This window comes from Rhodococcus sp. NPDC057529, from assembly GCF_042802055.1.
GTDB lineage: Bacteria > Actinomycetota > Actinomycetes > Mycobacteriales > Mycobacteriaceae > Rhodococcus_F.
The window spans coordinates 93,296-110,670 of the sequence record NZ_JBHVEY010000028.1 but is presented as its reverse complement, the minus strand read 5'-3'; the positions used below and the strand labels follow the sequence as shown (position 1 = coordinate 110,670).

Sequence of the window (17,375 nt, the reverse complement as noted above, 5' to 3'; positions counted from 1 at the left end):
CCGATCCTGAACGTGGATCAGTCGAAGTCGGTGATCGTGCTGAAGCGGTCGATGAACTCCGGGTTCGCCGGCATCGACAACCCGTTGTTCTTCGCCGACACCACCTCGATGCTGTTCGGGGACGCGAAGAAGTCGGTCTCCGAGGTCACCGAGGAACTCAAAGCCCTGTAGGCCCTCCGGGCCCGTGCGTGGTTGGCGAGTACAGAGACTCGTTAACCACGCACGGGCGGCGGAGCCGCCTACAGGTGCCGGGAGAAGGCGATGGCCGCGGTGTCGGGCCGGCGCTCTTCGCGCTCGGCCGCGACGGGGGAGTACAGCATCAGGGTGGACGCCAGCGCCCACCAGATCGCGAAGATGATCAGACTGGCCGCGAGGCCGAAGATACCGGTGGACTCGACGAGCGCAGCGGCGCCTGCGACACCGAGGACGACGGCGAAACCGAGACCCGCGATGATGGGCCGGAACCGGGGCGCCGACACCAGCAGAGCCGAACCGTACAGGGCGGTGACGGCCACGACGTGCCCGCTCGGCAGCAGCACGGACGGCGCATCCGATTCCCAGGCCCGCACGGCGGCGCTGGTGAGATTCGCGCCGATACAGAGCAGCAGTACCGCACCCATGCCGTACGAGAGTTTTCGCATCGCCGCGACGATGGCGAGAACGACGGCCGCTGCGAGAACCGTCGTGACGTCGATCGCCTGGATCACGGGTTCGGCGACGGGTCGGAGCGCCTCCGAGAGGACGAGACCCGGCGATTCGGGGCGGATGAGGTACAGCGCGCACAGTGCCACCACACCCGCCGCGGCGAAGGCGAGGCGACGAACACTGTGACGAAGCCTGCTAGTCGATTCGGTCACGACACACAGTGTGCCAACCGACGCTGAGTGATCCATGAGCGGCCGCTGTGAGGTCGGTGAACGGTTGTCGTCGTGCGACGAGCGTGCGCCCGGCACCGTCACATCCCCGACGACGAGGATCACGACATCGCGTGAGGTTCAGGTGCGCCGGACCGCCCCCGCGAACGTGGCGGCCACCAGCACGCAGACGAGTGGCACCACCATGGCGACGGTGAGCGGAACCACCTGGGTGATCCAGCCGATGGTGGCCGGGCCGGCCAGGAATCCGACGTACCCCAGCCCGACCACGCGGGACATGTTGGTGCCGGCGGAACCCGCGCCCAGGTTGCCCGCGGCGGTGAAGATCTGGGGGACGCAGCCCGACAGTCCCAGGCCGAACAGCGCCCAGCCGAGGATCGTGAGCGGGAGCAGCACCGAGACGAGGACGAGCAGCATGCCGAGCGCGGCGATCAGGGTGCCGTAGCGGACGACGGCGACGGGGCCGAGCGCGGCACTCACGCGGTCGGCCGTGAATCGCCCCACCGTCATCATCACCGAGAAGGCGCCGAACGCGAGGGCGGCGACGGAATCCGACGTTCCGAGGTGTTCCTTGACCTGCAGGGTGCTCCAGTCGTTCGCGACACCCTCCGACAGCATCAGGACGAAGGCGATGCCGCCGAGCGCGAGAACCCGCGCGGACAGTCGGCCGTGGGCCTTCTCGGCGGGTGCCGGGTCGTGCCGCGAGCGGGGACGGTCCGCCATCAGCAGGCGGGAGCCCACGGCGACGGTGACGACCCCGATGCCGCCGGCGACCAGCAGCGCCGTCAGCGGCGCCCATCCGGCGGCGAGCGTCGCCGCGCCGAGCAGGGACCCCGCCACCCCGCCGACGGAGAACAGGGCATGGAACGCGGACATGATCGGCCGTCGATACCGCTGCTCGACTTCGACGGCCTGGGAGTTCATCGACACATCCAGTGCGCCGTTGGCGAAGCCGAACACGAGCAGGGCGAGACCGAGTTGCCAGGCAGTGGACGCCAGCCCCGGACCCAGGGTGGCGACCGACAGCGCGAGTCCGGCGACGATCACCATCCGCCTGCTGCCGAACCGGTCGGCCAGGGGGCCGCTGACCTGCATGCCGCCGATCGCACCGACCGCCATCAGGAGCAGCAGCGAACCCAGCGTGGAGTGGCTGATGCCGGTCCGGTCCTCGATCGCCGGGATGTGCACGACCCACATGCCGAGGAGGAACCCGTTGATCCCGAAGATCCCGAACGTTCCCGCCCGGGCCCGGCGGAGCGGCTCGGCCACCGGCACACGCTTGTCGACCGGGGACGCTCGGGAAGTGCTCACCGACCAAACGTACCGAGGATCAGAGGTGCGCGAGCAGTGAGGCGGGATCGTGCAGCATGGCAGCGACGGACGACAGGAACCTCGACCCCTGCTCACCGTCGACCACCCGGTGGTCGAACGACACGCTCAACGTGGTGACCCATCGCACCGCGAGTTCGCCTTCGTGCACCCACGGTCTCTTGCCGACGCTGCCGAGGCACAGGATGGCCGCCTCGCCGGGGTTGAGGATGGGTGTGCCCGCGTCGACACCGAACACCCCGACGTTGGTGATCGACACCGTGCCGCCGGTCAACTGCGTGGGAGCGGCCTTGCCGCTGCGCGCGGTCGCGGTCAGTTCGGTGATCGCGCGGCACAATTCGACCAGGCTCAGCGACTGCGCCTCCTTGATGTTGGGGACCATCAGACCGCGGGGTGTGGCCGCGGCGATACCGAGATTGACGTAGTGCTTGGTGACGATCTCCTGGTTCTCCTCGTCCCACGACGCGTTGAGGCTCGGATTCGCGCGCAACGCGACGATCATCGCCTTCGCGACCAGACTCAGCGGGGTCACCGACAGCCCCTCGAATTCGGGGAGGTCCCGCAGACGGTCGAGCAGCTCCACCGAGCGCGTGACGTCGACGGTCACGAATTCGGTGACGTGCGGGGCCGTGAACGCGCTGCGGACCATCGCCGCCGCCGTCTGCTTGCGGACACCGCGGACCGGGGTGCGGGTCTCGTGTTGCAGCGACTCGGAAGGCTCCGGCGAGACGGCAGGCTCAGTCGATCCCGCGTGGGATTCCACGTCGTTCCTGGTCACGGAGCCGGACGGTCCCGTCCCCGTGACGACCGCGAGGTCGATCCCACGTTCACGGGCCGCGAGCCGGGCGGCCGGCGACGCGTCGGGGCGCCTGCGGTCCGGGCGGGCAGACTCCGGGCGGGCAGTCTCCGGGCCGACGGATCGCCGCCGGGCGCGCTTGCTCTCGGCGGCGGCCTCGGGCCCGTACCCCACCAGAACGGGCGTACGCGCGGGAGCCTCCTCGACGGCCGCATCCGTCGTGATCCGGATGATGGGCGTCCCCACCGGCACCGTCGCGCCCGGGGCGACCAGCAGTTCCTCCACGACACCCGGATACGGCGAGGGCAACTCGACGAGCGCCTTCGCCGTTTCGACTTCGCCGATCACCTGGTTGAGCTCGATCGTCTGGCCCACCTCGACGGCCCAGGAGACCAGTTCGGCCTCCGTCAGTCCCTCACCGAGATCGGGTAGGCGAAATTCCTGCGCCAACGGACGACTCCTCTCCTCCGATGAGTGCGATCAGGCCGCGAGACTGCGATCGACGGCGTCGAGCAGGCGGTCGGCGTCCGGCAGGTGATGCCGTTCCAGCTTCGACGGGGGATACGGGACGTCGAATCCGCCGACCCGCAGGACCGGCGCGTCCAGCTGGTAGAAGCACCGCTCGGAGATGCGGGCCGCGATCTCCGCACCCAGCCCGAGGAACGTGGACGCCTCGTGCGCGACGACGAGTCTGCCGGTTTTGCGCACCGATTCCTCGACGGTGTCGAAGTCGATCGGGGCGAGGGAGCGCAGGTCGATCACCTCGAGGGAGTGCCCCTCGTCGGCGGCGATCGACGCGGCCGACAGCGCGGTCGGCACGACGGACCCGTACGCGACGATGGTGGCGTCCGTGCCCTCCCGGGCCACCCGGGCCCGATGCAGTGGCAGATCCGGTTCGGCGTCCACGTCGAACTCGGCCTTGTCCCAATACCGCCTCTTCGGTTCGAAGAACACCACCGGGTCGTCCGCCGCGACGGACTGCTGGATCATGTGGAACGCGTCTGCCGGGTTGCTGGGGGTGACGACACGGAGTCCGGCGGTGTGGACGAAGTACGCCTCCGGCGACTCCGAATGGTGCTCGACCGCGCCGATGCCGCCGCCGTACGGGATCCGGATCGTGAGGGGCGCGGTGACCCGGCCTTGCGTGCGGTAGTGAATCTTGGCGACCTGCGACACGATCTGGTCGAACGCGGGGTAGACGAAACCGTCGAACTGGATCTCGCAGACGGGCCGGTAGCCGCGCAGGGCCATGCCGAACGCGGCGCCGACGATCCCCGATTCGGCGAGCGGGGTGTCGATGACCCGGTTGTCGCCGAAGTCCTTCTGCAGGGTGTCGGTGACGCGGAAGACCCCGCCGAGGCGTCCGACGTCCTCGCCCATGATCACGACCTTGCGGTCGTGTTCGAGGGCGCGCCGCAGACCGGCGTTGAGTGCGGCGCCGAGCGACAGCGTGGTGGTGGTCATGACAGTGCCTCCTCGATGCCGGCGAAACCTGCGAGGTACGCGGCGTACTGCTCGCGTTCCTCGTCGACGAGCGGGTGGTCGGTGGAATAGACGTGGTCGAACAGATCGAGCGGCGCGGGGTCGGGTGCCTCGACGGTCCCCGCGCGCAGTCGCGCGGCGACGGCGTCGGCGGTGGCCTGGACCCGGGCGAGGAAGTCGTCGCCGAGCAGTCCCTCCCGGTCGAGGAGTCGCCTCATCCGGTCGATGGGGTCGCGGGCCTTCCAGATCTCCGTCTCGGCCGCCGCCCGGTACCGGGTGGGATCGTCCGACGTGGTGTGGGGGCCCATCCGGTACGTGATGGCCTCGATGAACGTCGGTCCACTGCCTTCGCGGGCGCGCTGGGTGGCCTGGCGGGTGACCGCGAGCACCGCGAGAACGTCGTTGCCGTCCACCCGGAGAGCGGGCATGCCGTAGCCGGCGGCGCGCTGTGCGATGGGGACGGGACTCTGCAGGCGGACCGGTTCGCTGATCGCGAACTGGTTGTTCTGGCAGAAGAATACGACCGGCGCGTTGAAACTCATCGAGAAGCCGAGGGCTTCCGCGAGGTCGCCCTGACTGGTGGCGCCGTCGCCGAAATAGGCGATCGTGGCGATCTCCGCACCGTCGAGGTGGGCGCCCATGGCGTACCCGGTGGCGTGCAGCCCCTGCGATCCGACGACGATCGCCGGATTCGTCACGTTCACGGAACTCGGATCCCAGGCGGAATGCGCGCATCCCCGCCACATGCGGGTCATCACACCCGGGTCCACGCCCCGGCAGTAGGCGACGGCGTGTTCGCGGTAGCTGATGAACGCGTAGTCGTCGGGACGGAGGGCGCGGGCGGAGCCGACCTGGGCGGCTTCCTGACCGAGCAGCGGGGCCCACAGTCCCAGTTCACCCTGGCGTTGCAGAGCGACCGCCTCGACATCCATCCGGCGCGCGACGACGAGGTCCTCGTACAGGTCGCGCAGTTGGTCGGGTCCGATGTCGCGGACGAGGCTCGTGTAGTCGGGTCTGAAGACCCGTCGGCCGTCCGGCTGGATGAGCTGGACCGGATAGGCAATCTTGTCGACCATCGGGGTCACCTCGTGTTGTCGAGTCCGTGAACCTTGTGGGTTCGTCGGAGACGGGTACTGCGGCAGGACGGGTGTGTCCTACTTCACAGCATCCACGGGAACGCGAAGTGCGCAAGTGGCACCGCCGATGTCGAGCAGAATGCCCAGTTTTGGGGGTGCGACGGGTGTCATGCTGCGTCTAATGACCAATGCGAAGGTCACCGACGCTTGGTTGTCGCTGCAATTGTCCGAAACGTCCGGATCACCCCGCGAACACGAACCCGATCGAAGCGAGGACGGCGAGCACCGCGAGGTAGACCGCGGGCATCGCGACTGCCCGGGTGTCGGGATTGCCGTAATCGCCGTGTCTGACGTGAAACGCGACAGCGCACAGGAGGAGAATCAGCAGCGCCACCGTCGCCACCACGCCCAGCGGAGTCCAGTAGAGGCCGACGAGAACGCCGACGCCTCCCGCGAGTTCCGCCACGCCGATCAGCCGCACCTGCTGCCCGCTCAGGCCCCGGGCCTGCAACCCCGTCCACGCGGTTCCCTTCAGCCTCAGCTTGGGAATGCTCACGGCGACGGCGCTCACGGCGAGGAGCACGCCACACACGATGAGGAAAACTTCCACGTCCGTCCCTCCAGTTCCGGCCGAATCGGCCTCACTGTTGCCACCCTAGGGCCGCGACCTGCGGTGCGGACCGGTTCCCTCCGCATCGGGCTTCCGAGCGGTTAGCATCGAGCGCGTGAATGCTGTGGGGCTGAACGAAGATGCCGTTTCTGCGTGGATTGCCGGACTCGGTGTGGGAGCGATCGCACCGCTGAGCTTCGAGAGGATCGGGAACGGTCAGTCGAATCTCACGTACGCGGTCAGCGACGCCGGTGGCGGACGGTGGGTGCTGCGGCGACCACCGCTCGGACATCTGCTCGCGTCGGCGCACGACGTGGTCCGCGAACACCGGATTTTGTCCTCTCTGCAGGGATCCGACGTTCCGGTGCCGAAGATCCTCGGGCTCACCGAAGATCCGGAGGTCACGGACGCGCCGCTCGTGCTGATGAGTTACGTCGCGGGGGTGGTGATCGACAGTGTCGGCGTGGCGAAGAAACTGACGCCCGAGCAGCGGGGTGCCGTCGGGCTGGCGATGCCGAAGGCGCTCGCGAAAATCCATGCGGTCGACCTCCGGGATGCCGGGCTCGACGATCTGGCCAGCCACAAACCTTATGCGGCAAGGCAGTTGAAGCGCTGGGCGGATCAGTGGGAGAAGTCCCGCACCCGCGAGGTCCCGGCGATCGAGGATCTGGCCGGGATCCTCGAACGCAACATGCCGGAGCAGGCCGAACTGTCGTTGGTGCACGGCGATTTTCACCTGAGCAACGTCATCACCTCGCCGGAGGAGGGTGAGGTGGTCGCGGTGGTCGACTGGGAATTGTGCACACTGGGCGACCCGCTCGCCGACGTGGGCGCGTTGCTGGCGTACTGGCCGGAGGCGGGCGACGAGGACGCCGGCCCGTTCCCCGCCTCCACCCTCGAGGGATTCCCCACCCGGGCCGAACTCGTGGAGGCCTATGTCCACCACACCAAACGCGACGTCACGCACGTCGGGTACTGGCACGTGCTCGCGCTGTGGAAGCTGGCGATCATCGCCGAAGGCGTGCTGCGCCGCGTGATAGACGACCCCCGGAACAAGGCCGAGACCGGTGCGCCCACGGTCGCGCTGATCGACGGGATCATCGCCCGGGCGGTGGCAACGGCCGAGGCCGAGGGCCTGCGCTGATCCACCCGGTGGTGCCGGACCCTCAGTCGGCGCCCGGTGCCACCAGAAGGGTTACGGCGCTGCGGATCTCGTCGGGAATCGGAACCGGCTTGCGGGTCTCCGCGTCCACGTACACGTGAACGAAGCGGCCGAGAGCGGCGAGGTCGAGTGCGTCGCCGTTCTCGCGGAAGATCGCGAGCGCGTACACGATGCTCCGGGTGCCCAGCTTCTCGACGGACAACCCCACCTGCAGGCGGTCCGGGAACGTCAGCTCGCTGACGTACCTGCAGGACGTTTCGGCGACCACGCCGATCGCGGGCAGATCCCGGATGTCGGTGCCCGCCGTCGCGATCAGCCAGCCGTTGACGGCGGTGTCGAAATACGAGTAGTACGTGACGTTGTTGACGTGCCCGTAGTGGTCGTTGTCCGCCCAGCGGGTCGGCACCGGCCACAGGGCGGGGAAGTCGGCGGCGGTCGGCATCGCGGGGGCGTCGTCGTGTTTCACCGTCCCGACCCTAATGCCACGGATCGTCTGCACCACGCGTCGGGCAGAATCGCGTCCTATGTCTGTGCCCGACAGTGATGTGCGTTCACCGGATTCCGCCGCCCAGCCGATCAGCGCCGGAATCGTCACCGCCCTGGTGGGGTTCACCAGTTCGTTCGCGGTCGTACTCACCGGGCTGACGGCGGTGGGCGCGAACTCCGCCCAGGCCGCCTCGGGACTGCTGGCGCTGTGTGTGACGCAGGCCCTGGGGATGCTGTGGATGTCGCGGCACTACCGCATGCCGATCACCCTCGCGTGGTCGACGCCGGGAGCGGCGCTCCTCGCCGGGGCGGGGACGGTGAGCGGCGGGTGGCCGGCCGCGGTCGGGGCGTTCGCGGTCGTGGGGGCGGCGGTGATCCTCACCGGGCTGTGGCCGCGGCTGGGACGGCTGATCGCGGCCATCCCCCCGGCACTCGCGCAGGCGATGCTCGCCGGGGTGCTGCTGCCGCTGTGCCTGGCGCCGGTGCTGGCGCTGCGTGACGCCCCGCTCGCCGTCGCGCCCGTCGTCCTCGTGTGGCTGGTTCTGCAGCGGTATTCGCCGCGGTGGGCGGTCCCGGCCGCGTTCGCGGCCGCCGCGATGGTGATCGCGGTCGGTCTCGCCTCCGGCAGCGACGCCCTCGACACGGGCGCACTCCTGCCGAGGCTCGACGTCACGGCACCGGCGTGGACGTGGCAGGCGATGGTCGGGATCGCGATCCCGCTGTACATCGTGACGATGGCGTCCCAGAACATTCCCGGCACCGCCGTCATGAATTCCTTCGGATACCGGGTGCCGTGGCGGCCGGCCATGCTGGTGACCGGCGTCGGGACTCTGGTCGGCGCCCCCGCGGGTGGGCATGCCATCAACCTCGCCGCCATCAGCGCCGCCCTCGCCGCCGCGCCGTCCGCGCATCCCGACCCACGGAAACGCTGGGTTGCGGCGTTCACGGCGGGCTGGGCGTACCTGGTGCTCGCGGCGTGTTCCGCCGCGGTCGCCACCCTCATCGCCGCGGCGCCCGAGGGCGTCGTGGAGGCCGTCGCCGGACTCGCCCTCCTCGGCACCCTCGGCGGGGCTCTGGCCTCCGCCCTCGACGACGTCCGCGAACGGGAGGGTGCCGTCGTCACGTTCCTGATCGCCGCCTCGGGGGTGAGCATCCTCGGCATCGGGTCCGCATTCTGGGCGCTGGTCGCCGGACTGATCGTGCGGGTCGCGGTGGGCTCGCGGCGATAATGGGCACATGACCACCATCGAGGTAGTGCAGGGTGACATCACGACGGTCGAGGTCGACGCGATCGTCAACGCCGCCAACTCCGGACTGCTCGGCGGCGGTGGCGTGGACGGCGCCATCCACCGGGCCGGTGGCCCCGAGATCCTCGCCGAATGTCGGCAACTGAGGGCCACCACATTGCAGGACGGACTGCCGGCGGGACAGGCGGTCGCGACGACGGCGGGCCGGTTGCCCGCCCGATGGGTGATCCACACGGTCGGCCCCGTCTACTCCGCTTCGGACGATCGGTCGGCCACCCTGCGCAGCGCGTACACCGCCAGCCTGGCGGTGGCCGCCGACCTCGGCGCGCAGTCCGTCGCCTTCCCGTTGATCTCGTCCGGGGTGTACGGCTGGCCCGCGGACGACGCCGTCCGGCAGGCAGTCGGCGCCGTGCGTGACTCGGACGCGGGGATTCCGCGGGTGCTGTTCGTGGCGTTCGACGCGCGGATGGCGTCTCTGCTGCGGGCCGAGGTGGGATGAGGACGCCTGCCCGCGTCCCCGCCCTCACCGGGTCCGGACCCGCCGCGACGCCATAACGGTGGCCGAGGCCACGAACTCTTCGGTGGCGTCGAGGGTGCGCTGCGCGTACGGAAGCAGTCGCCGGCCGGTCGACGTCAGGATCGTCCGGCGTCTGCTCCGCTCGATCAGGATGACCCCGAGCCCGGTCTCGAGAGCAGCCAGCGCCCTGGAGAGGGTGGGCTGGCTGATCCCGAGATCCGATGCCGCGGAGCCGAAATGCAGGTGGGTGGCGACTGCGGCGAACGCGCGGAGTTGCGTCAGCGTCGGCTGATACGGTTGATCACTCATTGCGCACGGCGGAGGTGCGCGCCGTGTCCGCCCGGTGCTCGGTGTCCGCCGGTAGCTCGGTGCCGGCCGGGTGCTCGGTGACCTCCGGGGGGTGGACGGCGACGGGAGGCGCCGCCGACACCACCGACGGCGTGGGCCGGTTGCCCGCCTTGATCTCGTTGAACAAGATGTTCAGCAACACCGCGACGATGCTCGCCGCGCTGATGCCCGAGTCGAAGACGATGTGCACCCACTCCGGGAAGGCCGAGTAGAACTCGGGCACCGCGATCGGGATGACGCCGAATCCGAGGGCCACCGCGACGATCACCAGGTTCAGGTTGCCGTCGTACGACACCTTGGACAGGGTGCGGATTCCGCTCGCGGCCACCGAACCGAAGAGCACGATCCCGGCGCCGCCGAGGACGGGCAGCGGCACGGAGGCCACCAGCCGGCCCAGGATGGGGAACAGTCCGAGAGCGAACAGGACCGAACCGCCGGCCGCGACGACGTACCGGCTCTTGATCCCGGTGATCGCGACGAGCCCCACGTTCTGGGCGAACGCGCTGGCCGGGAACGTCCCGAACACCGGCGCCACGGTGGTGGCGAGCATGTCGGCGCGGAGTCCGTCGCCGACCCGGCGAGCATCCACCTTCGTCTCCACGATCTCGCCGACCGCGAGGATGTCCGCGGTCGTCTCGGTCATGATCACCAGGATGACGACGGTCATCGAGATGATCGCGCCGATCTGGAACAGCGGGGTGCCGAACGAGAACACCTGCGGCAGTTCGAAGATCGCGCCCTTCCCGACGGCACTGAAGTCGGCCTTGCCGATCAGCGCGGCGAACAGCGTGCCCACCACGATGCCGATCAGGATGGACAACCGCGACAGGGTGCCCTGGACCAGTCGGCTCACCAGTAACACGACGAACAGGCTGAACCCGGCGAGTCCGATGTTGGACATCGATCCCCAGTCCGGGGCCTTGGCGTTGCCGCCCATCGCCCACCGCACCGCGACCGGTAGGAGGGAGATGCCGATGACCGTGATGATCGACCCGGTCACGACGGGTGGGAAGTAGCGCACGATCTTGCAGAAGAAGGGGCTGATCAGCAACCCGATGACGCCTGCGATCATGATGGCCCCGAACACCGAGCGCAGCCCGCCCGGACCGGCGGCCACCGCCACCATCGTCGACACCGAGGCGAAGGAAATACCCTGCACCAGGGGGAGTTTGGCGCCGAAGAAGGGAACACCGAGGGTTTGCAGCAAGGTGGCGGCGCCGCTGACGAACAAGGCCGCCGACACGAGCAGGCCGATCTCGACGCCGGTCAGTCCGGCGGCGCCGCCGACGATCAGGGGAGGCGCGATCACGCCGCCGTACATGGTCAGGATGTGCTGCAACCCGTAGACGTACGACTTTCCGAGCGGCAATCGCTCGTCTTCGGGTCCGGTCGTTCCGGCGACCCGATGTCCGATCCGCTTCATCGCCGCGCTCCTAGCAGAATCCGGGAACGGAATCCCAGGCGCGGCCGGCGTCGGGCGCGCCCTCACGCTCGACGGTCGCCTCGATCAACCCGTAGGGGCGGTCGGCGGCGAAGAACACCTCGCCTGGGTTGTCGAGTCCGAACGGTTCCAGGTCGACCAGGAAGTGGTGCTTGTTCGGCATCGAGAACTTCACCTCGGCGATCTCCGGATGCGCCTCGAGGACCGCCGAACCCATCTGGAACAGCGACTGCTGCAGCGCGAGCGAATGGGTGGTGGCGAACGCCTCCAACATGATTGCGCGCACGTTCTCGAACGTCTTGTCGAAGTCGACGTCGGTGGTGAGGTACCGCCAACGGGCGCTCACCGACGTCGCGAGGATCCGGTCGGACGTCTCCTGCAGGGTCGTGTACCTGTCTTTCGGGTATCCGCGGAACTCCGAACCCGTCGACTTCAACACCACCATGTTGCTGAGACCGGATACGATCCACGTCCGGTCGCCGTCGATGGTGACCACGGTGTTCCGCCGTTCGTCACTGGATCGGACGAAGGAGTGGTCGTGGCCCTCGCCGTCGACCGGGATCCGCGCCCACGAGTACTGTTCGATCTCCCAGCGGCCGCCCGTGATCCACTCGAACTCGCCGGTGAAGTGCTTCCCGAGTCGCATCGCGAACGACTCGATCGCACCGACGCCGTCGCGAGCGAACGCGTACACCGTGTTCTTCTGGGTGTCCGTGGCCACGACGTGCGCGTTGTCGCCTTCGGTGTGTACCGCGTCGAGGTCTCCGCGCAGTTGCGAAGTGACGGTGACGTCTTCGATCTCGTGTCGCTTGGTGTCCCGGGTGATCTTGACCAACCGGACTTCCGCCTTGCCGTACTGGTTCTGGCCGAGCACGATCTTGCTCATGATTAGCTCCCTCGGTAGGTCGAGTATGCGAATGGGCTGAGAAGGACAGGTACGTGGTAGTGCTGTTCGCTGTCGGTGAGGGCGAACGTGATGGTGATGTCGGGGTAGAACGTCGGGCGTCCCTTCGCGGTGAAGTAGCGTCCGGTGTCGAACACGATGCGGTAGGTGCCCGGCTCGAGTCGGGCCGGGCCCAGGGTCGCGACGCGCCCGTCGTCGTCGGTGACGGCGTCGGCGACGGTGACCCACGCGGACTCGCGAAGTACCGCAAGCGTGACCGGCACGTCCCGCGCGGGCAGTCCCTCCGCGGCGTCCAGCACGTGGGTGGTGACCTGGCTGACGTCGCTCATGCGTCCAGCATCCCGGCGAGCCGGAGTGCGGCGATGTCGCGCAGTTCCTCTGCGACAACGGCCAATTCGCTGTCCTCGTCATTGGCGAGCCTGCGGTCGAGGGCGGTGAGGACGTCGGACGTGCTGCGCCCGGCGGCGCGGATCAGGAAGACCCGTCCGAACTTGTCCTCGTAGGCGCGGTTGCCGTCGGTGAGCCGTTTCGTCGCCGCCGCGTCGGACGAATCGACGTTCGACTGTTCCGCGCGGGCCAGGTGTGCCTCGGCGTCGTCGCCGCCCGGGGGTTCACCGATTCGGGGGTGGCGGGCGAGGGCCAGTTCTATCTCCTTCGCGGAGAGGGGGCCGGCCCCGGTCCTGGCCGCGGTGAGCAACGAGGCGCGATCGGGGTACGGCCGGGCGGAGACGAGTTCGTCTGCCCACCGGGGGATGTCCAGGCAGATCCGTGCCCATTTCTTCGCCTCGGACTGTGAAGCCTCGTTGAATCGTCGGAGTCCTGCATCGAAAACCATGCGACCCTTCTTCCACAATGCGAAATAATGATTCCGTATAGAGAAGCGTGACAGGGGTCACAATTCGTGTCAAGACCCAAAATTGAATTAATCCAGATTCGGACATGGGGGAGGTTCGCGGCCGGGCGGAGGCGCGACGGGGCCCGGGGGTGGGAGCGAGGGAGTGTCCGGTGGGAAAGCCGTTGTCGGGCAACAGCTCACGGACAACGGGACGGCGGGACGTAGTCCTCGCTGTCGGCGTGGCGATTGAAAAGCCGGGGCAGCGCGAACCACAGCGTCGCGAACATCAGCGCGGCCACCACGCCGGTGACGATCGCGACCGGACCGCCCACTGCCACTTCGGCAATCAGGATCACGGTGCCGGTCATGGCGGCGGCCAGAAATCCGACACCCCACAGCGCGAACAGGTTGGCTTTGCGCAGGATGTCGGCCTGGTGGCCCTGACGGAACAGCACGCGATGCCAGACCGCCGGGGCGATGAGGAGCGCCGAGGACACCGTCGTCAGGAGCACCGTGACGAGGTGCAGCATGCGGAGGCCGAACGACTGCTCCTCGTACACCTCGGTGAAGGCGACCGCGAGGAGGAAGGCGAACAGGATCTGCACACCGGCCTGCGAGACACGGAGTTCCTGCAGCAGCTCGCTGAAATTGCGGGCGAGCCGCTGCGCGGGTGTCTCGGCGGTGCTCACCTCACGAGCGTGAGTACTCGGACGCCCTGCGGATCTCCTCGGGGGACGGGCGCACGCCGGTGTAGAGGACGAACTGTTCCGCGGCCTGCAGCGCGATCACCTCGGCGCCCGTGATGACGGTCTTGTGGCGTTCGGCCGCGGCCCGGATCAGCGGCGTGGCGGCGGGCATCGCGACCACGTCGAACACGGCGTCCGCCGCGTCGATCGCGTCGAGTGCGAATGCCAGATCCTCGGCCTCGGGACCACCGGCCATTCCGATCGGGGTGGCATTGATCAGGAGCCCGGGCCGCGCCGCGCCCAGTTCGGGCTGCCAGTCGAATCCGTACTGCTTCGCGACGGCGCCGCCGGTCTTCTCGTTGCGGGCGATCACGGTGACGTCGGTGAAACCGTAGTCGCGCACGGCGGCCACGACGGCCTTGGCCATGCCGCCGCTCCCGGCCACCGCCACCGACAGCGAGTGGGGCAACGCGTTGTCGCGCAACAGGTTCGCGATGGCCTGATAGTCGGTGTTGTAGGCGTGCAGCACCCCGTCCTCGTTGACGACCGTGTTGACCGACTCGATGACCGACGCCGACTCGTGCATCACGTCGACGTAGTCGATGATCTGCTCCTTGAACGGCATGGAGACACCGGTGCCGCGGATCCCCAGCGCCCGGATGCCGCCGACCGCAGCCTGGAGGTCGTTGGTGGAGAACGCCTTGTACACGAAATTGAGGCCCAGCTCGCCGTACAGATAATTGTGAAACCGGGTGCCGATGTTGCTCGGCCGGCCGGAGAGCGAGATGCAGAGAAGAGTGTCTTTGTCGAGCTGGTTCATCCGGTAAATACTAGTGGTGGGCTCCCATCCGTGCGCGTTCTCAGCTCCGAATACACGGTGACGACGGCAAAGGAGCAAGGCTGCGATGACGACCACGATCGGTGACCGGGACGAGGCGGCGCGGACGCCACGGAGACGGCGGCACCTGTTCTCGCGCGCGCTCGCCGGAGTGATCGCCGCCGGCATGGTACTCGGAGTGGGCGAACTGCTGGCGGTGCTGATCGACCCGAATGCGTCGCCGTTCTACGCGGTCGGATCGACGACGGTGGACCGCAGTCCCGCCTGGGCCCGCGAGTTCGCGATCGACACGTTCGGCACCAACGACAAACCCGCGTTGTTCGTGGGCATGACGATCCTCATCGTGGCCCTCGCCGCGGTCGCGGGAATCGTCGAGCGCCCTCGCGCCCCGTTCGGCAGCGCGATCCTCGCGGCGCTCGGGCTGGTGGGAATCGTGGCCGCCACCCAGCGTCCCGGCGCCACCTGGATGTATGCGCTGCCGACAGTGGTCGGGGTCGTCGCCGGTATCGCGGTCCTGCGGGTGCTGACGGCCACCGCGCGGGCACCCGAGAACTCGGATTCCGAAGATTCGTGGTTGCCGCGCCGCACTTTTCTCCTGTTGGCCGCGGCCGCCGCCGCGACGGCCGCGGCCGCGGGAGCCGCGGGCCGGTACCTCGGGCAGCAGGTCGCGGGCGCCGTGGACAACCGCCGCGCCTTCGCGATTCCCGGGGTGGCGGACCGGGCGGCCGCGATCGCTCCGGGCACCGACATCGGCGTGCCGGGCGGCACCCCGTTCGTCACGTCGAACGAGGAGTTCTACCGGATCGACACCGCGCTCCGGGTGCCGCGGCTGACGACGGACGACTGGCAACTGCGCATCCACGGCATGGTGGATCGCGAACTCACCCTCTCGTGGGACGACCTGATCGCGCGCACGCCCGTCGAACGGGTGATCACGTTGACGTGCGTGTCCAACGAGGTCGGCGGAAACCTCGCGGGCAATGCCACGTGGATCGGCTACCCCATCAAGGACATCCTCGACGAGGCAGGCGTGCACCCCGACGCCGACATGCTGCTGTCCACGAGCAGCGACCACTTCACGGCGGGGACCCCGGTCGCGGCGCTGCGGGACGGACGCGACGCGATTCTCGCGGTGGCGATGAACGGTCAGCCGCTGCCGTTCGAACACGGTTACCCCGTGCGGCAGGTCGTCCCCGGTCTCTACGGCTACGTGTCGGCCACCAAATGGGTGGTGGAGTGGGAACTCACGCGATTCGACAAGGCCGAGGCCTACTGGACGAAGCGCGGATGGTCCGCGGAAGGTCCGATCAAGACCGCATCCCGGATCGACGTGCCCGCCCCGTTCGCACCCACCGCGCCCGGCCCGGTACTCGTCGCCGGAACCGCATGGGCGCAGCACCGCGGCATCGAGAAGGTGGAGATACGGGTCGACAACGGCGCATGGCAGACCGCCACCCTCGCCCCGCAGTACAGCATCGACACCTGGCGGCAGTGGACGTGGGAGTGGGAGGCCGCGTCCGGTCTGCACACACTCCAGGTGCGCGCCACCGATCTGGACGGCAACGTGCAGGTGGAGGAGCGGACGCCGCCGGTCCCGAGCGGCGCCACCGGCTGGCACACCCGGTCGTTCACCGTGGCCTGAGGCGCTGAGACGATCACGGACACCGCTCCGCCACTTCGGCCAGCGCGTCGCGGTCCGCCAGCGTCACCGGAAGCCCATACTCCACCGCCACCGACAGGTATTTGCCTGCGTAGAAGCAGTGATATGCGGGATTCGGCGGCAGCCAGTCCTGCGGGGTCTGGTCGCCCTTGTCCTGATTGTCGGCACCGTTGACGGCCAGCAGGTTGAACGTGGCGTCGTTGGCGAACCGGAGCCGGCGCTCGGGCGGCCACGCGGACGCGCCCATGTCCCACGCCGCCGCCAGCGGGTAGACGTGGTCGATCTGGACGGCTTTCGCGTCCGCCCGGTCGAACGGGAGCACCTCACCGGAGTACGGATCGGCGAGGACCCCGCTGAGCACCACGCAGTCGCGGGTGCCGTCGCGGAAGACCACCGAGCGGAGATCGATTGCCAGAACGTTGTTGCGGGTGTCACACCCGTCGTGGCCGCCCGCGGCGTCCTGGTCGTCGGTCCAGGCCGGTCCGAAGACGCACAGCTCCCGGCCGGAACACCCGCGCTGGTATCCGCCGGGGTGCGGACGGGAGTCGACCGTCGCGACCCGCCCGAGCAACTCCTCGATGTGCGCGCGCGGCGGGCTGCCCGGTGCGGGGCTGTCACCCAGGTCGAGCAGCGATACCCCGCAGCCGCCGGCCGACAGGATCACGGCCAGCCATGCCGTCACGTACAGAAGTCTCATGCGTCCCCCGGCGCTCGAAAACTCTCCCCCTACCGTCCAGGAGTATGCACCGGGCCCCCGACACGTCAGCTGAAGGGCAGGCGCACCGCGGCGATCGACGACACGTGCGTGCCGTCGTGACCGATGACCCAGGAACCGCCGCTCTGCCGGCATTCGGCGAGCAGGTCGAGCGTGCGCAGGAGGAAGAAGATCGCCTCGCTGGCGACGGGGGTGACCGCAAGCCGGTGCGCCTCACCGTGTTTCATTCCGTCGAGCCACACACCCGACTGTCCGTCCAGGCGGATGGTGACGATGTGGGTGGCATCGACGAAGGCGTACTTCCGTTGCTCCCACGGGGTGGTGAGCGCGTACCCCTGTTCGAGAACCTGGATCAGGATGCTCATGGC

The 17,375-nt window shown here is 68.8% G+C and carries 20 protein-coding genes and 1 pseudogene; 5 read left to right on the top strand and 16 right to left on the bottom strand.

Annotation, left to right across the window (positions count from 1 at the left end):
- Positions 1-171 (top strand): NAD(P)(+) transhydrogenase (Re/Si-specific) subunit beta (locus ACFU5V_RS37080; protein WP_378705707.1); only part of this gene is annotated, 171 nt, incomplete at its 5' end.
- Between the two features lie 68 nt (positions 172-239).
- Here ACFU5V_RS37080 and ACFU5V_RS37075 read toward each other — a convergent pair.
- The 6 genes from ACFU5V_RS37075 to ACFU5V_RS37050 all read right to left on the bottom strand — a co-directional run bounded on the left by ACFU5V_RS37075 (position 240) and on the right by ACFU5V_RS37050 (position 6,168).
- Entirely contained in the window at positions 240-857 is a 618-nt protein-coding gene (locus ACFU5V_RS37075; RefSeq protein ID WP_378705693.1) for a hypothetical protein, read from the bottom strand.
- 138 nt (positions 858-995) lie between these two features.
- Positions 996-2,144 carry an MFS transporter gene (locus tag ACFU5V_RS37070; RefSeq protein WP_378431664.1) on the bottom strand — a complete coding sequence of 383 codons (1,149 nt, stop codon included), beginning with the start codon at positions 2,142-2,144 and terminating at the stop codon, positions 996-998.
- 61 nt (positions 2,145-2,205) lie between these two features.
- The gene (locus tag ACFU5V_RS37065; RefSeq protein WP_378705691.1) at positions 2,206-3,450 is read right to left on the bottom strand and encodes a dihydrolipoamide acetyltransferase family protein; all 1,245 of its coding nucleotides are present in this window, start codon (positions 3,448-3,450) and stop codon (positions 2,206-2,208) included.
- 30 nt (positions 3,451-3,480) lie between these two features.
- Positions 3,481-4,464, bottom strand: coding sequence for an alpha-ketoacid dehydrogenase subunit beta (locus ACFU5V_RS37060; RefSeq protein ID WP_378431625.1), 984 nt, complete (start codon positions 4,462-4,464; stop codon positions 3,481-3,483).
- On the bottom strand, positions 4,461-5,558 hold the full coding sequence (gene pdhA / locus ACFU5V_RS37055; RefSeq protein WP_378431624.1) for a pyruvate dehydrogenase (acetyl-transferring) E1 component subunit alpha: 1,098 nt from the start codon (positions 5,556-5,558) through the stop codon (positions 4,461-4,463). Before pdhA ends, ACFU5V_RS37060 begins: the two co-directional genes overlap by 4 nt.
- A gap of 241 nt (positions 5,559-5,799) precedes the next feature.
- Complete coding sequence (locus ACFU5V_RS37050; protein ID WP_206010473.1) at positions 5,800-6,168, bottom strand: DoxX family protein; 369 nt, start codon at positions 6,166-6,168, stop codon at positions 5,800-5,802.
- A 115-nt stretch (positions 6,169-6,283) separates the two neighbouring features.
- Between ACFU5V_RS37050 and ACFU5V_RS37045 the strand changes: the two genes are divergently transcribed.
- Entirely contained in the window at positions 6,284-7,312 is a 1,029-nt protein-coding gene (locus ACFU5V_RS37045; RefSeq protein WP_378431623.1) for a phosphotransferase family protein, read from the top strand.
- A 22-nt stretch (positions 7,313-7,334) separates the two neighbouring features.
- Here the strand turns inward: ACFU5V_RS37045 and ACFU5V_RS37040 are convergent, their stop codons facing one another.
- The gene (locus tag ACFU5V_RS37040) at positions 7,335-7,772 is read right to left on the bottom strand and encodes an acyl-CoA thioesterase (RefSeq protein WP_378705705.1); all 438 of its coding nucleotides are present in this window, start codon (positions 7,770-7,772) and stop codon (positions 7,335-7,337) included.
- 82 nt (positions 7,773-7,854) lie between these two features.
- Here ACFU5V_RS37040 and ACFU5V_RS37035 point away from each other — a divergent pair, with 82 nt between their 5' ends.
- A complete protein-coding gene (locus tag ACFU5V_RS37035) occupies positions 7,855-9,045 on the top strand; it encodes a benzoate/H(+) symporter BenE family transporter (protein ID WP_378705688.1) in 1,191 nt (396 codons plus the stop codon).
- A gap of 7 nt (positions 9,046-9,052) precedes the next feature.
- Positions 9,053-9,562, top strand: a complete 510-nt coding sequence (locus ACFU5V_RS37030) for an O-acetyl-ADP-ribose deacetylase (protein ID WP_378705686.1) — start codon at positions 9,053-9,055, stop codon at positions 9,560-9,562.
- 60 nt (positions 9,563-9,622) lie between these two features.
- Here the strand turns inward: ACFU5V_RS37030 and ACFU5V_RS37025 are convergent.
- The 7 genes and pseudogenes from ACFU5V_RS37025 to ACFU5V_RS36995 all read right to left on the bottom strand — a co-directional run.
- Positions 9,623-9,889 (bottom strand): annotated as a pseudogene (locus ACFU5V_RS37025) (LysR family transcriptional regulator); the annotation flags it as partial.
- Entirely contained in the window at positions 9,882-11,351 is a 1,470-nt protein-coding gene (locus ACFU5V_RS37020; protein ID WP_378705683.1) for a nucleobase:cation symporter-2 family protein, read from the bottom strand. The pseudogene ACFU5V_RS37025 and the gene ACFU5V_RS37020, both read right to left, overlap by 8 nt.
- 10 nt (positions 11,352-11,361) lie before the next feature.
- Positions 11,362-12,255 (bottom strand): factor-independent urate hydroxylase, encoded by an 894-nt coding sequence (pucL, locus tag ACFU5V_RS37015; protein WP_378441611.1) that lies wholly within the window; start codon positions 12,253-12,255, stop codon positions 11,362-11,364.
- 2 nt (positions 12,256-12,257) lie between these two features.
- Positions 12,258-12,602, bottom strand: a complete 345-nt coding sequence (gene uraH / locus ACFU5V_RS37010; RefSeq protein WP_378705680.1) for a hydroxyisourate hydrolase — start codon at positions 12,600-12,602, stop codon at positions 12,258-12,260.
- The gene (gene uraD, locus ACFU5V_RS37005; protein ID WP_378442035.1) at positions 12,599-13,108 is read right to left on the bottom strand and encodes a 2-oxo-4-hydroxy-4-carboxy-5-ureidoimidazoline decarboxylase; all 510 of its coding nucleotides are present in this window, start codon (positions 13,106-13,108) and stop codon (positions 12,599-12,601) included. The genes uraH and uraD overlap by 4 nt, the downstream gene beginning before the upstream one ends.
- 197 nt (positions 13,109-13,305) lie before the next feature.
- Entirely contained in the window at positions 13,306-13,797 is a 492-nt protein-coding gene (locus ACFU5V_RS37000; RefSeq protein ID WP_378705678.1) for a DUF6328 family protein, read from the bottom strand.
- A 1-nt stretch (position 13,798) separates the two neighbouring features.
- Positions 13,799-14,614, bottom strand: coding sequence for a shikimate 5-dehydrogenase (locus ACFU5V_RS36995; protein WP_378442027.1), 816 nt, complete (start codon positions 14,612-14,614; stop codon positions 13,799-13,801).
- An 85-nt stretch (positions 14,615-14,699) separates the two neighbouring features.
- On the opposite strand from ACFU5V_RS36995, the gene ACFU5V_RS36990 reads away from it, so the two are divergent.
- The gene (locus ACFU5V_RS36990) at positions 14,700-16,274 is read left to right on the top strand and encodes a molybdopterin-dependent oxidoreductase (RefSeq protein ID WP_378705676.1); all 1,575 of its coding nucleotides are present in this window, start codon (positions 14,700-14,702) and stop codon (positions 16,272-16,274) included.
- Between the two features lie 13 nt (positions 16,275-16,287).
- Here the strand turns inward: ACFU5V_RS36990 and ACFU5V_RS36985 are convergent, their stop codons facing one another.
- Positions 16,288-16,989, bottom strand: coding sequence for an HNH endonuclease family protein (locus ACFU5V_RS36985; protein WP_378705673.1), 702 nt, complete (start codon positions 16,987-16,989; stop codon positions 16,288-16,290).
- A 65-nt stretch (positions 16,990-17,054) separates the two neighbouring features.
- Positions 17,055-17,372, bottom strand: coding sequence for a hypothetical protein (locus tag ACFU5V_RS36980; protein ID WP_012688484.1), 318 nt, complete (start codon positions 17,370-17,372; stop codon positions 17,055-17,057).
- Positions 17,373-17,375: the final 3 nt, after the last annotated feature.

Excerpts from the sequence above, each read along its gene's own strand:
- ACFU5V_RS37020 (WP_378705683.1), bottom strand. The coding sequence starts at position 11,351 with ATGAAGCGGATCGGACATCGGGTCGCCGGAACGACCGGACCCGAAGAC.
- ACFU5V_RS36985 (WP_378705673.1), bottom strand. The coding sequence starts at position 16,989 with ATGAGACTTCTGTACGTGACGGCATGGCTGGCCGTGATCCTGTCGGCC.
- uraH (WP_378705680.1), bottom strand. The coding sequence starts at position 12,602 with ATGAGCGACGTCAGCCAGGTCACCACCCACGTGCTGGACGCCGCGGAG.
- ACFU5V_RS36990 (WP_378705676.1), top strand. The coding sequence starts at position 14,700 with ATGACGACCACGATCGGTGACCGGGACGAGGCGGCGCGGACGCCACGG.
- pucL (WP_378441611.1), bottom strand. The coding sequence starts at position 12,255 with ATGAGCAAGATCGTGCTCGGCCAGAACCAGTACGGCAAGGCGGAAGTC.
- ACFU5V_RS37030 (WP_378705686.1), top strand. The coding sequence starts at position 9,053 with ATGACCACCATCGAGGTAGTGCAGGGTGACATCACGACGGTCGAGGTC.
- uraD (WP_378442035.1), bottom strand. The coding sequence starts at position 13,108 with ATGGTTTTCGATGCAGGACTCCGACGATTCAACGAGGCTTCACAGTCC.
- ACFU5V_RS37040 (WP_378705705.1), bottom strand. The coding sequence starts at position 7,772 with ATGCCGACCGCCGCCGACTTCCCCGCCCTGTGGCCGGTGCCGACCCGC.
- ACFU5V_RS37060 (WP_378431625.1), bottom strand. The coding sequence starts at position 4,464 with ATGACCACCACCACGCTGTCGCTCGGCGCCGCACTCAACGCCGGTCTG.
- ACFU5V_RS37035 (WP_378705688.1), top strand. The coding sequence starts at position 7,855 with ATGTCTGTGCCCGACAGTGATGTGCGTTCACCGGATTCCGCCGCCCAG.
- pdhA (WP_378431624.1), bottom strand. The coding sequence starts at position 5,558 with ATGGTCGACAAGATTGCCTATCCGGTCCAGCTCATCCAGCCGGACGGC.
- ACFU5V_RS36995 (WP_378442027.1), bottom strand. The coding sequence starts at position 14,614 with ATGAACCAGCTCGACAAAGACACTCTTCTCTGCATCTCGCTCTCCGGC.
- ACFU5V_RS36980 (WP_012688484.1), bottom strand. The coding sequence starts at position 17,372 with ATGAGCATCCTGATCCAGGTTCTCGAACAGGGGTACGCGCTCACCACC.